Raw genomic sequence first — 16,048 nt, 5'->3', positions numbered from 1 at the left:
CGGCTATCCGGTTTTTCGCCTATGGAATGAATGATGCGCGTCGTGGTTTTTCTGGCTGCCTTGTTGTGCAGCCTGTCGTCCCTGGCGACTGAAATATGCAAGGTCGATTCGGGCATCGAACGCGTATCGCTGGGCGAGGTGAGCCTGGCTTATCAGAGCATCGGGCGCAGCAGCGACCCGGCGCTGCTGTTGGTCATGGGCTTGGGTGGGCAACTGATCCACTGGCCGGACGACGTGGTCGAGCAGCTGTGCGAGCAGGGCTTTCGGGTCATCCGCTTCGACAACCGTGATGTCGGCCTGAGCCGCTGGAACGGCGAGGCACCTACCGCCAACCTTGCCTACGAAGTGCTGCGTTATCGCCTCGGGTTATCCATCGGCGCGCCTTATGGGCTGCGTGATATGGCCGGCGATGCGCTGGGCCTGATGGATGCGCTGGGCATCCGCGAGTTTCATCTGCTCGGTGCCAGCATGGGTGGGATGATCGCTCAGCACGTGGCCGATATGGCGCCGCAGCGGGTGCGCAGCCTGACGCTGGTGATGACCAGCTCTGGCGCTCAGGGCCTGCCGGCGCCAAGCCCGGCACTGCTAAGGCTGTTGTCGCGACGTGACGCGCCCAGCCGCGAAGCGGCGCTTGAACAGCAGGCGGATCTGCTGGCCGCGCTAGGCAGCCCGGCGGTCGTGGATGATCGCGCGATGTTGCTGCACCAGGCCGAGGTCGCCTACGACCGCGCCTTCAATCCCGCTGGGGTAGAGCGGCAGTTGCTGGCGATTCTCGCAGAAAGCAGCCGAGTCGATCTGCTCAACCGTCTGCAGGTGCCGACTCTGGTGGTGCATGGCACCGCCGATCCACTGCTGCCGGTCATGCACGGTGTGCACGTGGCGGCGCATGTGCGCGGTAGCGAGCTGCGGCTGATCCCCGGGCTCGCTCACCGCTTTCAGGAGCGTTTCAAGGCGCCGTTGCTGGCGGCCGTACTGCCGCATCTGCGAGCTCACCGGCAGGATGTACAACTGGTGCAGATGTAGCCACCGGCGTGTGCACTGCAGGGGTGATGTAGCGCTCTAGCTTGCTGCGCTGTGTCGCGGATAGGAACAGGCCAAGCTTGCTGCGGCGCCAGAGGATGTCATCCACTTCCGTGGCCCATTCGTGCTGGCGCAGGTAATCCACCTCGCGGGCATACAGGCCGTGGCCGAAGTCTTCGCCCAACTGCTCCAGGCTCTCGACGTTGTCGAGCAACTGCCAGGTGCGGCTGCCATAGCTGGCGGCCCAGCGGCGCGCCAACGCCGTATCCAGCCAGCCATGGCGCGCACAGAGTGCGTCGACCAGGCTCTGCCGGCTCTGCATCTGCTCACCACCGGGCAGCGGCGCCTCGGCTGTCCAGCGTGCGCCCAGCTTGGGAAAGAAGGGGGCCAATTGCGCCAGTGCCGACTCCGCCAGCTTGCGGTAGGTAGTCAGCTTACCGCCGAATACCGAGAGCAGCGGAGGCTCGTTTTCCTGGGCTGACAACGACAGGGTGTAGTCGCGGGTAATGGCCGAAGGTTCGTCTGACTCGTCATCGCAGAGCGGGCGTACGCCAGCGTAGCTGTGCAGGATGTCTTCACGGCTGACCGACTTGCGGAAGTGAGCGTTGACCACTTGCAGCAGGTAATCGGTTTCCTCGTCGCTGATGCTGACCGTGGCCGGATCACCGTTGTATTCGCGGTCGGTGGTGCCGATCAGGGTGAAGCGGTCGAGGTAGGGAATGGCGAAGACGATACGACGATCTTCGTTTTGCAGAATGTAGGCCTGCTCACCATCGAACAGCTTTGGCACGATGATGTGGCTGCCCTGGATCAGGCGAATGCCGTAGGGCGATTGCTGCTTCAGGTCGTCACGGATGAAGCGCGCCACCCAGGGGCCTGCCGCGTTGACCAGCGCCTTGGCGCGAATCGAGAACAGGCTGCCATCGGCGCGCTCCAGGTGGATGTGCCACAGCCCCTTGCTGCGTCGTGCGCTGACACAGCGCGTGTGGGTGTGCACATGGGCACCGTGTTCGCGTGCGGCCATGGCGTTGAGCACCACCAGCCGCGCGTCATCCACCCAGCAATCCGAATATTCGAAGCCCTTGGTGATTTCCGCCTTGAGCGGGCTGCCTGCGCCAAAACGCAAGCCACGGGAGCGCGGCAGGGCTTTGCGCTTGCCGAGGTTGTCGTAGAGAAACAGCCCGGCACGGATCAGCCAGGCAGGGCGCAGGTGCGGGCGGTGGGGCAGGATGAAGCGCATTGGGCTGACAATGTGTGGTGCCTTGGCCAACAGCACTTCGCGTTCTGCCAGCGCCTCGCGCACCAGGCGGAATTCGTGGTGCTCGAGGTAACGCAGCCCGCCGTGAATCAGCTTGCTGCTCGCCGACGAGGTATGCCGGGCGAGGTCGTCTTTCTCGCAAAGGAACACGGACAGGCCACGACCGGCTGCATCACAGGCGATGCCAGTACCGTTGATGCCACCGCCGACAACGGCGATATCGTAGATCTCGGACAGCGGGCTGGTGGACAAGCTGGATGTGGGCATCGTCAGGCCTCATGTTGCTTTGATATTTGAATTCGAACATTTATGTTCATTTTCGAAAATACTAACCCATGAAGAGTCACGTATCCAGCAGGATTCGATTGAAAAAACTCATAGCCATGGGTTGGAATGAAAATACGTGAACATTTCTACAGATAACTGTAGCGGCCGAAGGTTCGGGCTGCGTTCGAATGAACGTCTTGAAAGGCGAGGTGTGTTGCCCGGCCGACAGTCATCAGCTGTCTGTCGTTCGGGCAACGTTGGGAGAGGCGTGTGGGGTCAGACCACTTCGAGGCGGATCTTGTGTTGGTCGAGCAACTGAGCGAGTGCTGGCACCGGCTGCTGGTCGGTCACCAGGCAGTCGATCAGGCTGATGGGGCCGAGGCGGATCATGGCGTTGCGGCCGAATTTGCTCGAGTCGGCAGCTAGGATCACCTTGCGGGCATTGGCGATGATCGCCTGGGAAACCCGTACTTCCTGATAGTCGAAGTCCAGCAGGCTGCCGTCTTCGTCGATGCCACTGATGCCCACCAGGGCGAAGTCGACCTTGAACTGGTTGATGAAGTCGACGCTGGCCTGACCCACCAGGCCACCGTCGCGGCGCACGTTGCCGCCGGTGAGCAGCACGTCGAAATCATCCTTGGCACTGAGCATCGAAGCCACGTTGAGGTTGTTGGTGATGATCTTCAGGTGGTTGTGATTGAGCAGGGCGCGGGCGATGGATTCGGTGGTGGTGCCGATGTTGATGAACAGCGAGGCGTGATCGGGGATCTGCGCAGCGACAGCTTCACCGATGCGTTGCTTCTCATGGCGCATCTGGTCGGCGCGCATGGCGTAAGCGGTGTTCTCGACACTGGAGTCATAGGCGGCGCCGCCATGGTAGCGGCGCAGCAGATTGGCGTCCGCCAGTTGGTTGATGTCGCGGCGGATGGTTTGCGGGGTGACGACGAACACAGTGGCCAGCTCCTCGATGCTGACATAGCCGCGTTCGCGGATCAGATCGAGGATTTGCTGCTGACGGGGAGGCAGATTCATGGGGGATCCTTGGGGCTGCCGCACGGAATTTGCTCATGATGCCGCACGAATCTGCTCACTGCCAGTTACAGCCGGGTGTAAACCCGGCTGCTGCCTTACTGGGCCTCTTCGTGGGGCTCCCAGTCGCGGGTGCGGCTGACCGCTTTCTTCCAGCCCGCATAGAGTTTTTCTTTTTCCGGTTCTGCCAGCTGTGGCTCGAACTCACGCTCGATCACTGCCTTGCCGCGCAGTTCGTCCAGGCTGCTCCAGAAGCCACATGCCAGGCCCGCCAGGTAGGCTGCGCCGAGGGCTGTGGTTTCGCGCATTTCCGGGCGCTCCACGTGAGTGCCGAGAATATCGGCCTGGAACTGCATGAGGAAGTTGTTGGCCACTGCGCCGCCGTCTACCCGCAGGGATTTCAGGCGCTCGCCGGAGTCCTGCTGCATGGCGTCGAGTACATCGCGTGTCTGATAGGCGATGGACTCCAGCGCCGCGCGGATGATGTGGTCGACTCGCACGCCACGGGTCAGGCCGAACAGCGCGCCGCGTGCATAGGGGTCCCAGTAGGGTGCGCCCAGGCCGGTGAACGCCGGCACCAGGTACACGCCATTGCTGTCCTTGACCTTGTTGGCGAAGTATTCGGTGTCGTAGGCGTCATTGACGACCTTCAGCTCGTCGCGCAGCCACTGGATGGTAGAGCCGCCATTGAAGATCGCGCCTTCGAGGGCATACGTCACTTCGCCGCGCGGGCCGCAGGCAATGGTGGTGAGCATGCCGTGCTGGGATTTAACCGCCTTGTCGCCAGTGTTCATCAGCAGGAAGCAGCCCGTGCCGTAGGTGTTCTTGGCTTGGCCAGGTTCGACGCACATCTGGCCGAACAGTGCGGCCTGTTGATCGCCGGCGATACCGGCGATGGCGATGCCGCTCTTGGTGTGGCCGTAAATTTCCGAGGAGGACTTCACTTCCGGGAGCATTTCCCGTGGGATATCCAGCACCTCGAGCATCTTCGCATCCCACTCCAGGGTGTGGATGTTGAAGAGCATGGTACGGGCGGCGTTGGTGTAGTCGGTGATGTGCACCTTGCCGCCAGTGAATTTCCAGATCAGCCAGCTATCGATGGTGCCGAACAGCAGTTCGCCGTTACGGGCGCGTTCGCGGCTGCCTTCTACATGGTCGAGAATCCACTTCAGCTTGGTGCCGGAGAAGTAGGGGTCAGTGACCAGGCCGGTGGTTTGCTGAATGTATTCTTCCAGGCCATCACGCTTGAGCTGCTGGCAGATCTCGGTACTGCGGCGGCACTGCCAGACCACGGCGTTGTGGATCGGCCGGCCGGTATTCTTATCCCATACAACGGTTGTTTCACGCTGGTTGGTGATACCGATTGCCGCTACCTGATCGTGATGGAGGCCAGCCTGCGCCAGCGCTTCGACCATCACCGCGCTCTGCGTGGCGAAAATTTCCATGGGGTCATGCTCGACCCAGCCGCTCTGCGGGTAGTGCTGGGTGAACTCGCGCTGGGCGATGCACACCACGTTGGCGTCGCGGTCGAAGATGATCGCGCGGGAGCTGGTCGTACCCTGATCGAGGGCAATGATGTAGTTCTTGTTGGTGTCAGTCATGTCGATTGCCTTGGACGGATGAACGGATAGTGAAATGCCGCATGATCGGTTCGAGCGCAATCACGCAGCGTTTAATTCAGGAAGCTTTGACGTCGCGGTTTGCCGACTGTTCTATTTCCGGCTCGATCGCACTGGGCAGATGCCGAGCGATCATGCCGCGATAAACCGCTGCGCCGATGCAGGCGCCAAGGATTGGGGCGAAGATCGGCACCAGGAAATAAGGAATGTCGCGGCCCCCGGTAAGTGCGATCTCCCCCCAGCCGGTGAAGAAGGTCATCAGCTTGGGGCCGAAGTCGCGAGCGGGGTTCATCGCGAACCCGGTCAGCGGGCCCATGGCACTGCCGATCACGGCGATCAGCAGGCCGATCAGCAGGGGCGCCATCGGGCCGCGAGGCAGGCCGTTGTTGTCATCGGTCAGGGACATGATCACGCCCATCAGGATGGCGGTGATCACCACTTCGACCATGAACGCCTGGCCGGTGGACAGCACTGGATTGGGGAAGGTGGAGAACACCGAGGCCAGTTCCAGGCTGGCCTGGGAGCCACGAACCATCTGGTTGGCCTGTTCGAATTCGAGGAACAGGCTGCTGTATAGGGTGTAGACCAGCAGGGCGCCGCAGAAGGCGCCAGCGATCTGGGCAAGGATGTAGAACGGCAGCTTGCCTTTCTCGAAGCCGGCGAACAGCCACAAGGCGATACTCACTGCAGGGTTCAGGTGCGCACCGGAAACACCGGCGGTCAGGTAGATCGCCATGCTGACGCCGACGCCCCAGATGATGCTGATCTCCCAGAGCCCGAAGCTCGCTCCAGCGACCTTGAGCGCGGCAACGCAGCCGGTACCGAAGAAGATGAGCAGCGCAGTACCCAGGAACTCGGCCATGCATTGGCCCGAGAGTGAAGGTTGTCGTAGAGCAGCGGTCATGATGAACCTCGATTTTTGTTGTTGTATGGCGCCGCTGCAAAGCGGGTTGGCGAGGCCTCCAGGGAGTCGCCGTTTGCAAAGTCGCCATGGCTGATGTGGATGACGTTGTCACTACTGCAAATGTTCGTAATCGAAAAAAACATATACGGAGAACACGTGTTGTCAAAAAGTGAACGTTAGAAGAGGCTCATTTTTTCGATATCAATCGTGTGCATAGTTCAATAGGTCAGCGAAGTGCGCGATAGGTTCCCTCGTCAAGCAATATTCGATGTCTGCTTTTCGAGGCTGAAGCAGAGCCTTTTACTGATCGGCGGCGCTAGAATCGCTGCAACCTGCTTTGCTCTTACCTTTTGCCTGGAGCTGTCATGACCCCCGCACTGGATCTGCTGAAAAAGGTTCGCGCCGAACATCGAATCCACAGTTATGAACATGATCCGAAGGCGGCGTCCTACGGCCTGGAGGCAGCGGAGAAGCTCGGCCTCGATCCCGCGCAGGTGTTCAAAACGCTGCTGGCCAGCAGTGAAAAGGGCGAGTTGCTGGTAGCCGTGGTACCGGTCGTCGGAACCCTGGATCTGAAAGCGCTGGCCCAGGCCGCGGGCGTGAAAAAGGTCGACATGGCGGCAATCGATGCCGCGCAGCGGGCAACCGGTTATCTGGTCGGCGGTATCAGCCCGCTGGGGCAGAAGAAGCGTCTGCGTACCTTCATCGACAGCAGTGCGCTGAACTACCCCAGCATCCATGTCAGTGCCGGGCGCCGTGGCCTCGAAGTCGAGCTGAGTGCCGAAGTTCTGGCGCAGCATACGCAGGCGAAGTTTGCGGCAATCGGTCGATAGCCCGCCTGAGCGCCTTTTGTGAATGCACGATCCCCCCGCATGCATGGGCGAGAATTGCGCGCCCCTGTATGATCGGAGCCTGTCTGCATAAAGCCGCTGATTAAGAGGCTGGATGCATTGGAAGGAGTCGCAGCGGAGGTAGGTCGCGCGGCAACAAGAGCAGGAGGCTTGGCGGGTGATTAAAGGGTTTCGGTGGGTGGCAGGTAGCCTGTTGACGGCTGCGATGTTGGGCAGTGCTTGCGTCAGGGCCGAAACCCTGGTCATGGAGGCGGACGTATGGTGTCCGGTCAACTGTGCTGAAGGTGCCGAGCAGCCTGGCATTTTCGTCGAGCTGGCCAGGGAAATCTTCGCCGAGGCGGGTATCGACGTGGAGTACCGCGTTACCAACTGGGCGCGTGCGATGCAGGATGTGCGCAACGGCCGTGTCAATGCGCTGGTAGGGGCTGGTCGTCGTGATGCGCCGGACTTCGTGTTTGGTGATGCAGCTCCCGGCATTTCCCGTAACTGTTTCTATGCCCGTGCCGACAGCACTTGGCGCTATACCGGCCTGGCATCCCTTGAGCAGATCCGCCTGGGCGTGATCAATGGCTATAGCTATGGTGAAGCGCTCGACGACTATATCCGTCGCAACCAGAAGAATCTGGATCGCCTGCAGCAAGCCGCTGGCGAGCAGGCGTTGGCGCTGAACATACGCAAGGTCGAACTGGGCCGGGTCGATGCCACACTGGAGAACACCTGGGTGATGTCCATGTACCTCGATCAGCACAGGAATGCCGATGAGTTGATCGAGGTCGGTTGCCGTATGCCGGACGTGCCCATCTACATCGCCTTTTCGCCGGTACTGTCTTCCAGCCCCCGCTACCGCGACATCTTCGACGACGGCGTACGTCGCTATCGCCAGGACGGTCGCCTGGATGCCCTGCTGCAGCGCTACGGAATTGGCCGCGAGCGTTGATCTCCTGACTGTTATGCCATGTTGACGTCGTGCTGTATCGCAGCGGGCGATGCGGATGTAGGCATGCTGACCTTTTTCACTCGCTCACAGGAATCACCCCATGCCCCTCGAGTTTCATCAGGTCGATGCGTTTAGCGACAAGCCTTTTGCGGGCAATCCTGCGATGGTCTATCGCCTGGAACAGTGGCTCGACGATGCACTGATGCAGCAGATCGCCGCCGAGCACAACCTGGCCGAAACCGCGTTCGTGGTGAAGGAGGGGCTGCTTGGCGCATTCGCTGGTTCACGCCGACGACCGAGGCAGCACTGTGCGGCCATGCGACATTGGCTAGCGCCCATGTGTTATTCGAGTGCTATCAAGAACCGGGTGAGCGTATCGACTTTATCTACGCAGACGGCAGCCTGGCAGTGAGCCGCGACAAAGATCGTCTGGAACTTGACTTCCCCTGCCATCGGCCTGCCCCCATCGCCGGGCCCGAAGGGCTGGCCGAGATGCTTGGGCAAACGCCGCTCGCCGTGCTGGATGCCCCGCAGTTGCTGGTGCTGCTTGAGTCGCAAGCCGCAGTGCGCGCTTGCACTCCTGATCTGCGGGCATTGGCCAGGTTGCCCTGGGATGCCGTCATCATCACTGCGGCGGGTGAGGCGGTGGATTTCGTGTCACGCAACTTCGCGCCGGCAGTGGGAATCGACGAGGATCCGGTCACCGGCTCTGCCCATTGCATCCTCACGCCGTACTGGGCGCAAAAGTTGGGCAAGAACGAACTGACTGCCTACCAGGGCGGCGCGCGCGGTGGGTTTCTCTGGTGCCGTCTGGATGGGGAGCGGGTGAAGATCGCCGGCCATGCTCGTTTGGTGAGCAGTGGCCGGCTTCATCTCGAGACCTAGTCTGTTCGTTCCAGTGTCGAAGGCGCCGCGACGCTGCCAGCTGCGGCGAATGCCACCAGGTGATCCGCAGCGATTCGAATTCCGACCTGTTCACCTGGCTGGTGATCGGCATGGCTGGGGAACAAGGCCTCCAGCTGACTGCCGGTAGGCAGCTGCAGGCGATACAGGGTCGCGGCGCCGAGGAAGCTCTTGCCGACTATCACGGCCTTCTGCGAGCTCTGTGGGTCGTGGACGATATCGTCCGGGCGCAGCAGCACGTCCACGGCACTGCCGATTGGCCATGCATAGGCACGATTGCCGCGAATGCTGCCCAGTTCGGTCTGCACCTCATCCGGCGCCAGTAACTGGCCACGAATGAAGTAACCCTGGCCGATAAAGCTGGCAACGAAGGGCGTCTGCGGTTCGTGGTAGAGGTTGAACGGCGTGTCCCACTGCTCCAGATGCCCGGCCTTGAATACACCGACCTGATCGCTGACGGCGAAGGCTTCTTCCTGATCGTGCGTCACCAGAATGGCGCTGGTGCCGCGGCTCTTGAGGATGTCGCGTACCTCATGGCTGAGGCGTCGGCGCAGCTCTCCATCGAGGTTGGAAAACGGTTCGTCGAGCAGCAACAGTTGCGGATTGGTAGCCAGTGCCCGAGCCAGCGCCACGCGCTGTTGCTGACCACCAGACAGCTCATTGGGATGGCGCTTGCTCAGGTGGTCGAGCTTCACCAGCTCCAGCAACTCACGGGTGACCTGCTCGCAGTCGGGCTGCTTGCGGATGCCGAAGGACACGTTCTGCGCCACGCTCAGGTGCGGGAACAAGGCGTAATCCTGAAACACCATGCCGATGCGACGCTTCTCGGGTGCCAGGGTAAAGCCTGGTCGGGAGATCACCTCGCCAGCCAAGCTGATTTCACCCTCCAGCACCGGCTCGAAGCCGGCGATGGCCCGCAGGGTGGTGGTCTTGCCGCAGCCGGACGGGCCGAGCAAACAACCGATATCACCCGGATTCAGGTGCAGGTTGAGGTTTTGCACGATGCGCTGCTCACCGTAGCCGCAACCCAGGTTACGCAGGCTCAACAGCATGGGCTGGCTCATGCGTGGTGATACGCCGGATCGACCAGGAATTCGAGCAGCGCCTTCTGCGCATGCAGGCGGTTTTCTGCCTGATCCCAGGCGGCCGAGCGTGGGTCGTCGAGGAGATCCTCGCTGATCTCCTCGCCACGGTGGGCGGGCAGGCAGTGCAGGAACAGCACGTTTTCGTCAGCTGCATCGAGCAGGGCGCGGTTCACCTGATAGGGCGCGAACAGCTTGTGGCGCTCGGCGATTTCCTCTTCCTGGCCCATGGAAGCCCACACATCGGTACTCACCAGGTGAACGCCGGCAACGGCCTCGCGCGGGTCACGGAAAATCTTCACGCGATCGCCGGCTTCGGCCAGTAACGCGGCGTCAGGCTCGTACCCTTCAGGGCAGGCGACGTGCAGGTTGAAGTCGAACTGGATGGCCGCTTCTATATAGGAGTTGCACATGTTGTTGCCGTCGCCGATCCAGGCAGCCGTCTTGCCGACGATGCTGCCGCGCTGCTCATGGAAGGTCTGCATATCGGCCAGTAACTGGCACGGGTGCAGATCGTCCGACAGGCCGTTGATCACCGGCACCCGGGAGTTGGCGGCGAATTCGGTCAGGGTACTGTGGGCGAAGGTACGGATCATCACCGCATCGAGCATGCGCGACATGACGATGGCCGAGTCGCTGATCGGTTCGCCGCGGCCCAGTTGGGTATCACGGGGCGACAGGAAGATGGCCTGGCCACCGAGTTGGATCATGCCCGCTTCAAAAGACAGGCGGGTACGGGTCGAGGCTTTCTCGAAGATCATGCCCAGCACGCGATTCTTCAGCGGTTCGAACAGCACGCCGCTGTTGCGCAAGCCTTTCAGCTCCATTCCGCGTCGGATCAGGCCCACCAGTTCATCCGGTGTGCAGTCCTTCAGCGAGAGAAAGTGTCTTGCGCTCATCGTTAACTACCTTTTGACAACAGGGCGTAGGTTCGTTTTTCACGGAAAAACGGAAGAACCTACGGCTGGGGGCCGCACAGTGCGACGAAACGGGGAAGCCGCCGATCTTATAAGTAAATGACGCCTACGCGCAAATCCGCCCAGATTGCCAAGTGTAACGCCCTGAACGGCTGGCCAGAGCCGCCTGATGCACCGCCCTGATGGTCGGGGATTCACGACGAATAGGCTGCTGGTGTGGCGACCCTGAGGCGCCCATGATGGCTTCTCGAACAAGAAGACGAGGCTGGCCATGACCACGACCCTCCATCACCGTGCGTGCCATCTGTGTGAGGCCATCTGTGGGCTGACCCTTGAGGTCGAGCACGCCGCCGGCGGTAAGCCGCAGATACGTTCCATCAAGGGTGATCGTGATGATCCGTTCAGTCGCGGCCATATCTGCCCAAAGGCGGTGGCGCTGCAGGACATCCAGAGCGATCCCGATCGCCTGCGCCAGCCGATGCGGCGTATCGGCGATCGCTGGCAGGCGATCGGCTGGGGCGAAGCCTTCACTCTGGCGGCCGAGCGTCTGGCTGCGGTGCAGACCGAATATGGGCAGAACGCGGTAGCGGTCTATCAGGGCAACCCCAGCGTGCACAATTACGGGTTGATGACCCACAGCAACTACTTTCTCGGCCTGCTCAAGACCCGCAATCGATATTCCGCCACCTCGGTTGATCAGTTGCCGCACCACTTGACCAGCCACCTGATGTACGGCCATGGCTTTCTGATCCCTGTGCCCGATATCGATCACACCGATTTCATGCTGATCCTCGGCGGCAATCCGCTGGCCTCCAATGGCAGCATCATGACCGTGCCCGACGTAGAGAAACGCCTCAAGGCGATCCAGGCACGTGGCGGCCGTCTGGTGGTGGTCGACCCACGACGCAGCGAGACCGCTGCCATCGCCGATCAGCATCTGTTCATTCGTCCCGGGCAGGACGCGGCCTTACTGCTGGCGCTGCTCAGCACCCTGTTCGAGGAGGGGCTGTGCCGAACCAGCCATCTGCCGGTCTCCGGCCTCGATGAGGTAGAGCAGGCTGTGCTGCCCTTTACCGCCGAGCTGATGGCGCCGCGCTGCGGTGTGCCAGCGTCGGTGATACGCCAGTTGGCACGGGATTTCGCGGCAGCGGATAGGGCGGTGTGCTATGGCCGCATGGGCGTATCTACCCAGGCATTCGGCACGCTTTGTCAGTGGCTGGTGCAGGTGATCAACCTGGTGACCGGCAATCTCGACCGGGTGGGTGGGGTGTTGTGCACCGAGCCGGCGGTGGATCTGGTCGGCGCGACGTCCGGCGGGCATTTCGATCGCTGGCAGAGCAGGGTTTCCGGTTTGCCCGAATATGGCGGCGAGTTGCCGGTCAGTGCTTTGGCCGAGGAAATGCTTACCGCCGGAGACGGCCAGGTGCGCGCTCTGATTACCGTCGCAGGCAATCCGGTGCTGTCGACGCCTAACGGGCGGCAACTGGAGCAGGGGCTTGAAGGCCTGGATTTCATGCTCAGCGTGGATCTGTACATCAATGAAACCACCCGCCATGCCGACCTGATCCTGCCATCCACGGCGCCGCTGGAACACGACCATTACGACACCACATTCAATCTGTTCGCGGTGCGCAACGTCACCCGCTTCAACGAGGCGGTGCTGCCGAAGCCCGAAGGCGCGCTGGACGACTGGGAGATTTTCATCGGCCTGGCCAAGGCCTTCGCCGCACAGACCGGCGCCGTGCTGAAGCCCACGCAGACACCGCAGCAGATGATCGACCTGGGGCTGCGTTTCGGCCCCTATGGTGATCAGTCGCCACTCAAGCTTTCGCTGCAGACCCTGCGGCAACACCCCCATGGCCTGGATATCGGCCCGCTTGGCCCGAACCTGGCGGCACGCCTGAAAACCGCCGATGGCCGGGTGCAGGCGGTACCGGCGCTGTTGCTCGGCGATGTACAGCGTTTCGCCACGCAAGCTGCAGTCGATCCCGGGCAGTTGCTGCTGATCGGCCGCCGGCATGTGCGCAGCAACAACTCATGGATGCACAACTATCACCGGCTGGTGAAGGGTAAACCGCGTCATCAGTTGTTGATGAGCGTCCAGGACATGCAGCAGCGCGGGCTCAGCGATGGCCAGCGTGTCAGCGTCAGTTCACGGGTTGGCGTGGTTGAGGTCGAAGTGCTCGCCAGCGATGAGATGATGCCGGGCGTGGTCAGCCTGCCCCATGGTTGGGGTCATGGGCGGCCAGGTGTGCAGATGAGCATCGCCAGTGCCACGCCGGGGGCCAGCGCCAACGACCTGACCGATGAACGCCAGCTGGATCGGCTGTCGGGCAATGCGGTACTCAATGGGGTGCCGGTGCAGGTGGTCGCGGCTTGAGCGGTGCCTTGTTCGCGTATGCAGCATGGCCGAGCATTGCGCTCGGCTTTTGGTTACAATGCGTGCACCGTATCGACCCGTGAGTCGGATAGTCCAGTTCTGAGGTGCCCCCATGGAAATCATCGAAACGATCAAAGAGCAGATCGCCAGCAACACCGTTCTGCTGTACATGAAAGGCGCTCCGAACGCGCCACAGTGCGGTTTTTCCGCTCGCGCTGCGCAGGCTCTGATGGGCTGCGGCGAAAAATTCGCCTACGTCGACATCCTGCAAAACCCGGAAATTCGCACCAACCTGCCCAAGTACGCTAACTGGCCGACCTTCCCGCAACTGTGGGTCGGTGGTGAACTGGTCGGCGGCAGCGACATCATCAGCGAGATGTACGAAAAGGGTGAGCTGCAGACCCTGATCAAGGACGCCGTCGAGAAAGCCGGCGCCTGATCGTCTGACCTTCCCGAAATCCGCAGCCAGCGATGGCTGCGGATTTTTTTTGCCTGCACGAAGGTCAGGCGGCAGGCCGTGGCGAAAACCCGCGTTCGATCTGGTGGGCTAAAGCCCACCCTACAGCTCGCGCGCGCCCACGCTTTGCGTCCGATGACGATGTCGCCGCGCTGCAGGACTAGGGTAGGGTGGGCTTGAGCCCACCAATTGGATCAGCTGCCCGTCTACGCCACCGTTACGTCCAGCACGCGAATGCAGCCGGATTGTGGATAGTGCCAATGTACCTCGACATCCCACAGGCGTACGCCGTAGCGGCGTTCCGGCTGGGGTTGCTGGTAGGCGGGGCGTGGATCCTGCGCCAGGCACTGCTCTATCAGCTCGACCAGCGGCTCGTTCAAGCGCAGGCCGTGTTCGCGGGCCTGAGCCAATGCGCTGTCCTGCCACTGCACCTCGATCCGCACGGGAGCATCCGCAGCGATATGGTTGTGGGCGTCAGGCACGCTGTCGGCGTAGGGCACGTAGGGTTTGACGTCGAGTACTGGCGTGCCGTCGAGCAGGTCGATACCTGACAACCACAAGCGCCCGCTTTCGACGCGATCCAGGCGTACCACTGATTGGCCGATCCCGTTGGGACGATGAGTCGCTCGGGTCGCGAAAACGCCGATGGCGCGGTTACCGCCCAAGCGCGGCGGGCGCACCTTGAGCCTGGGCTTGTCTTCCAGCGCCTGGTGGAAGAGAAACAGCAGCCAGACATGGCTGACCTGCTCCAGGCCCTGCACTGCATCGCCCTGATCGAACGGCGCGCATAGCTCGAGTACGCCACGCGCGGCGGGCGCCAGTTGTGGCTGGCGGGGGATGGCGAACTTCTCCTTGAAGCAGGAGCGCACATAACCGATGGGCGAAACCTGGTAGCTCATGGCGTATCAGGCGCGCAGACGCTGGGTCAGGCCCTTGAGGAAGTTACGCAGGAATTGATCGCCGCAAATACGGTAGTTGCTGGTGCCTTGCTTGCGAAACAGTGCGCTCATTTCCGGCTTCGAGACGGGGCAGTCGACGCTGCGCATGATGGCGTGCACATCGTCTTCTTTCAGCTCGAAGGCCACACGGAGTTTTTTCAGCACCTGATTGTTGGTCACCGGCAGTTCCAAGGCCGGTGCGGCGCGACTGTCATCCTTGCCGCGCTTGAAATACACCAGGCCATCGAGTGCGTGGGCCAGCAGTTCGTCGTCACAATCCTGGTAACCGGGTTCGTCATCCTTCTTCAGTACCGCAGTGATCTCTTCAACGGTCACCGGCTTACCACCCAGCTGAACGATTTCGGTCAGTTGGGCGTCGCTGACATCGAGCATATAGCGCAGGCTGCGCAGCACATCATTATTGAGCATGAAAATTCCTGATTGGAGAGGCCCACGTTAAAGGGGAGGCCGGAAGAATAGAGGTTAGAAACGTTCTTTGACGCCCAGATAGCGCCACTGTCCGGGCTGCACCTTGGACATCGGTACGCCGCCGACTCGGATGCGTTTCATGCCCAGCACCTTGAGGCCCACGGCGTTACACATGAACACCAATTGGCCGGGCAGTGGATTTTTCAGGGCGAAGCGCAGGCGGGTTTCGTTCTGCCAACTGACCTTGCAGGGCGCCAATGCGGTGCCGTTGAACACCAAGCCATGGTTGAGGCGTTTGAGGTCACGATCCGACAGCTCACCGCTGACCTCGACCACGTATTCCTGCTCCAGCTTGCTCTGGTCGTCCTTGAGCTTGCGCTCGATACGCCAGTCCTGCGTCAGCACATGCAGACCGTCGGCGCCTGCCTGCAGGGGAATGCAGGGTGTCAGGTTGCTGAAGTGGCCCTTCAGCGTGCGCTGCTCGGAGCGGTCTTCCGGCCAGCGATTGTCCGGGCCGATTTCTTCTGCTGCGCGTTCTGGAAAGCGCCCGCTGGGAATGTGCAGCAGCAGGGTAATCGGTACCAGAGGTTCGGCGACGGCATCCGGAAGCAGGGCGACAGTTTCGTCAGTCACCTTGCGCTGAGGTTCGTCGATCACTTCGCCATTGACCGTGACCCAGCCGCCCTCGATATACAGTTCGGCCTCGCGGCGTGAGCAGCCGGTCAGTTCGATCAGGCGTTTGGAGAGGCGTAAGGGTTCGGTCATGGCAAGACATCGTCAGCGAATAGATGCCCATTGTACCGCCGTGAGACGCGTCATGCGCGTGGCATGAAGTAAAGCCGGGCAGGGCGCCCGGCTCACAGCTTCTGCCAATCAGAAAATCAGCGAGAAGATGCCGATCACGACCAGCAGGCCGATAAGGAAGATGATACCGATGGTGCTGCCGAGGAACTTCAGCATGGGGGCTACTCCTGTTTTCGTCCGTTCAGTATTGGGACTGGAGTGGCGCTGGCATCGTTCAGGGTAAATCTGCCCTGCGGCCATTGCGGCCGCAGGG

General features: G+C 61.5%; 15 protein-coding genes and 1 pseudogene. 6 read left to right on the top strand and 10 right to left on the bottom strand.

Annotated elements, in window-relative coordinates; genetic code table 11:
- The first annotated feature begins 33 nt into the window (after window positions 1-33).
- Window positions 34-1,023 carry an alpha/beta fold hydrolase gene (locus tag K5Q02_RS21930; RefSeq protein ID WP_225834277.1) on the top strand — a complete coding sequence of 330 codons (990 nt, stop codon included), beginning with the start codon at window positions 34-36 and terminating at the stop codon, window positions 1,021-1,023.
- Here K5Q02_RS21930 and glpD read toward each other — a convergent pair.
- The 4 genes from glpD to K5Q02_RS21910 form a co-directional block, all read right to left on the bottom strand.
- On the bottom strand, window positions 947-2,545 hold the full coding sequence (glpD, locus tag K5Q02_RS21925) for a glycerol-3-phosphate dehydrogenase (protein ID WP_225834275.1): 1,599 nt from the start codon (window positions 2,543-2,545) through the stop codon (window positions 947-949). The two genes, K5Q02_RS21930 and glpD, sit on opposite strands and share 77 nt — an antisense overlap.
- A 276-nt stretch (window positions 2,546-2,821) precedes the next feature.
- Window positions 2,822-3,577, bottom strand: a complete 756-nt coding sequence (locus tag K5Q02_RS21920) for a DeoR/GlpR family transcriptional regulator (RefSeq protein ID WP_225834273.1) — start codon at window positions 3,575-3,577, stop codon at window positions 2,822-2,824.
- Window positions 3,578-3,672: 95 nt separating this feature from the next.
- On the bottom strand, window positions 3,673-5,175 hold the full coding sequence (gene glpK / locus K5Q02_RS21915) for a glycerol kinase GlpK (RefSeq protein ID WP_225834272.1): 1,503 nt from the start codon (window positions 5,173-5,175) through the stop codon (window positions 3,673-3,675).
- A 76-nt stretch (window positions 5,176-5,251) separates the two neighbouring features.
- Window positions 5,252-6,097 (bottom strand): MIP/aquaporin family protein, encoded by an 846-nt coding sequence (locus K5Q02_RS21910; protein WP_225834270.1) that lies wholly within the window; start codon window positions 6,095-6,097, stop codon window positions 5,252-5,254.
- A 365-nt stretch (window positions 6,098-6,462) separates the two neighbouring features.
- Between K5Q02_RS21910 and ybaK the strand changes: the two genes are divergently transcribed.
- The 3 genes and pseudogenes from ybaK to K5Q02_RS21895 all read left to right on the top strand — a co-directional run bounded on the left by ybaK (window position 6,463) and on the right by K5Q02_RS21895 (window position 8,770).
- Window positions 6,463-6,930 (top strand): Cys-tRNA(Pro) deacylase, encoded by a 468-nt coding sequence (ybaK, locus tag K5Q02_RS21905; protein ID WP_225834268.1) that lies wholly within the window; start codon window positions 6,463-6,465, stop codon window positions 6,928-6,930.
- A 223-nt stretch (window positions 6,931-7,153) separates the two neighbouring features.
- Window positions 7,154-7,885, top strand: a complete 732-nt coding sequence (locus tag K5Q02_RS21900) for a substrate-binding periplasmic protein (RefSeq protein WP_225834266.1) — start codon at window positions 7,154-7,156, stop codon at window positions 7,883-7,885.
- A gap of 100 nt (window positions 7,886-7,985) precedes the next feature.
- Window positions 7,986-8,770: pseudogene (locus K5Q02_RS21895) on the top strand (PhzF family phenazine biosynthesis protein).
- Here the strand turns inward: K5Q02_RS21895 and K5Q02_RS21890 are convergent.
- Window positions 8,767-9,852 (bottom strand): ABC transporter ATP-binding protein, encoded by a 1,086-nt coding sequence (locus K5Q02_RS21890; protein ID WP_225834264.1) that lies wholly within the window; start codon window positions 9,850-9,852, stop codon window positions 8,767-8,769. The pseudogene K5Q02_RS21895 and the gene K5Q02_RS21890 overlap by 4 nt on opposite strands.
- Window positions 9,849-10,769, bottom strand: coding sequence for an ornithine carbamoyltransferase (gene argF / locus K5Q02_RS21885; RefSeq protein WP_225834262.1), 921 nt, complete (start codon window positions 10,767-10,769; stop codon window positions 9,849-9,851). The genes K5Q02_RS21890 and argF overlap by 4 nt, the downstream gene beginning before the upstream one ends.
- Before the next feature lie 289 nt (window positions 10,770-11,058).
- Here argF and K5Q02_RS21880 point away from each other — a divergent pair, with 289 nt between their 5' ends.
- Window positions 11,059-13,167, top strand: a complete 2,109-nt coding sequence (locus K5Q02_RS21880; protein WP_225834260.1) for a molybdopterin-dependent oxidoreductase — start codon at window positions 11,059-11,061, stop codon at window positions 13,165-13,167.
- 112 nt (window positions 13,168-13,279) lie between these two features.
- Window positions 13,280-13,606 carry a Grx4 family monothiol glutaredoxin gene (grxD, locus tag K5Q02_RS21875; RefSeq protein WP_070883229.1) on the top strand — a complete coding sequence of 109 codons (327 nt, stop codon included), beginning with the start codon at window positions 13,280-13,282 and terminating at the stop codon, window positions 13,604-13,606.
- Between the two features lie 224 nt (window positions 13,607-13,830).
- On the opposite strand, the gene tsaA is transcribed toward grxD, so the two are convergent.
- From tsaA to K5Q02_RS21855, 4 genes are all read right to left on the bottom strand, one after another.
- The gene (gene tsaA / locus K5Q02_RS21870; RefSeq protein ID WP_225834258.1) at window positions 13,831-14,523 is read right to left on the bottom strand and encodes a tRNA (N6-threonylcarbamoyladenosine(37)-N6)-methyltransferase TrmO; all 693 of its coding nucleotides are present in this window, start codon (window positions 14,521-14,523) and stop codon (window positions 13,831-13,833) included.
- A 6-nt stretch (window positions 14,524-14,529) separates the two neighbouring features.
- Window positions 14,530-14,991: a DUF1456 family protein gene (locus K5Q02_RS21865; RefSeq protein WP_225834254.1), complete on the bottom strand. Its 462-nt coding sequence runs from the start codon at window positions 14,989-14,991 to the stop codon at window positions 14,530-14,532.
- 54 nt (window positions 14,992-15,045) lie between these two features.
- Window positions 15,046-15,756: an rRNA pseudouridine synthase gene (locus K5Q02_RS21860; protein ID WP_225834251.1), complete on the bottom strand. Its 711-nt coding sequence runs from the start codon at window positions 15,754-15,756 to the stop codon at window positions 15,046-15,048.
- Window positions 15,757-15,864: 108 nt separating this feature from the next.
- Window positions 15,865-16,035, bottom strand: coding sequence for a hypothetical protein (locus K5Q02_RS21855; RefSeq protein ID WP_225834250.1), 171 nt, complete (start codon window positions 16,033-16,035; stop codon window positions 15,865-15,867).
- Between the last annotated feature and the right edge of the window lie 13 nt (window positions 16,036-16,048).

This window comes from Pseudomonas sp. MM211 (assembly GCF_020386635.1).
Classification (GTDB): Bacteria; Pseudomonadota; Gammaproteobacteria; order Pseudomonadales; family Pseudomonadaceae; genus Aquipseudomonas.
Note: the sequence above shows the minus strand (reverse complement) of the source record. Positions and strands in the feature narration are given on the sequence as shown.

Coding starts and splice junctions, on each gene's coding strand:
- K5Q02_RS21930 (WP_225834277.1), top strand. CDS start 34: ATGCGCGTCGTGGTTTTTCTGGCTGCCTTGTTGTGCAGCCTGTCGTCC.
- glpD (WP_225834275.1), bottom strand. CDS start 2,545: ATGCCCACATCCAGCTTGTCCACCAGCCCGCTGTCCGAGATCTACGAT.
- K5Q02_RS21920 (WP_225834273.1), bottom strand. CDS start 3,577: ATGAATCTGCCTCCCCGTCAGCAGCAAATCCTCGATCTGATCCGCGAA.
- glpK (WP_225834272.1), bottom strand. CDS start 5,175: ATGACTGACACCAACAAGAACTACATCATTGCCCTCGATCAGGGTACG.
- K5Q02_RS21910 (WP_225834270.1), bottom strand. CDS start 6,097: ATGACCGCTGCTCTACGACAACCTTCACTCTCGGGCCAATGCATGGCC.
- ybaK (WP_225834268.1), top strand. CDS start 6,463: ATGACCCCCGCACTGGATCTGCTGAAAAAGGTTCGCGCCGAACATCGA.
- K5Q02_RS21900 (WP_225834266.1), top strand. CDS start 7,154: ATGTTGGGCAGTGCTTGCGTCAGGGCCGAAACCCTGGTCATGGAGGCG.
- K5Q02_RS21890 (WP_225834264.1), bottom strand. CDS start 9,852: ATGAGCCAGCCCATGCTGTTGAGCCTGCGTAACCTGGGTTGCGGCTAC.
- argF (WP_225834262.1), bottom strand. CDS start 10,769: ATGAGCGCAAGACACTTTCTCTCGCTGAAGGACTGCACACCGGATGAA.
- K5Q02_RS21880 (WP_225834260.1), top strand. CDS start 11,059: ATGACCACGACCCTCCATCACCGTGCGTGCCATCTGTGTGAGGCCATC.
- grxD (WP_070883229.1), top strand. CDS start 13,280: ATGGAAATCATCGAAACGATCAAAGAGCAGATCGCCAGCAACACCGTT.
- tsaA (WP_225834258.1), bottom strand. CDS start 14,523: ATGAGCTACCAGGTTTCGCCCATCGGTTATGTGCGCTCCTGCTTCAAG.
- K5Q02_RS21865 (WP_225834254.1), bottom strand. CDS start 14,991: ATGCTCAATAATGATGTGCTGCGCAGCCTGCGCTATATGCTCGATGTC.
- K5Q02_RS21860 (WP_225834251.1), bottom strand. CDS start 15,756: ATGACCGAACCCTTACGCCTCTCCAAACGCCTGATCGAACTGACCGGC.
- K5Q02_RS21855 (WP_225834250.1), bottom strand. CDS start 16,035: ATGGCCGCAGGGCAGATTTACCCTGAACGATGCCAGCGCCACTCCAGT.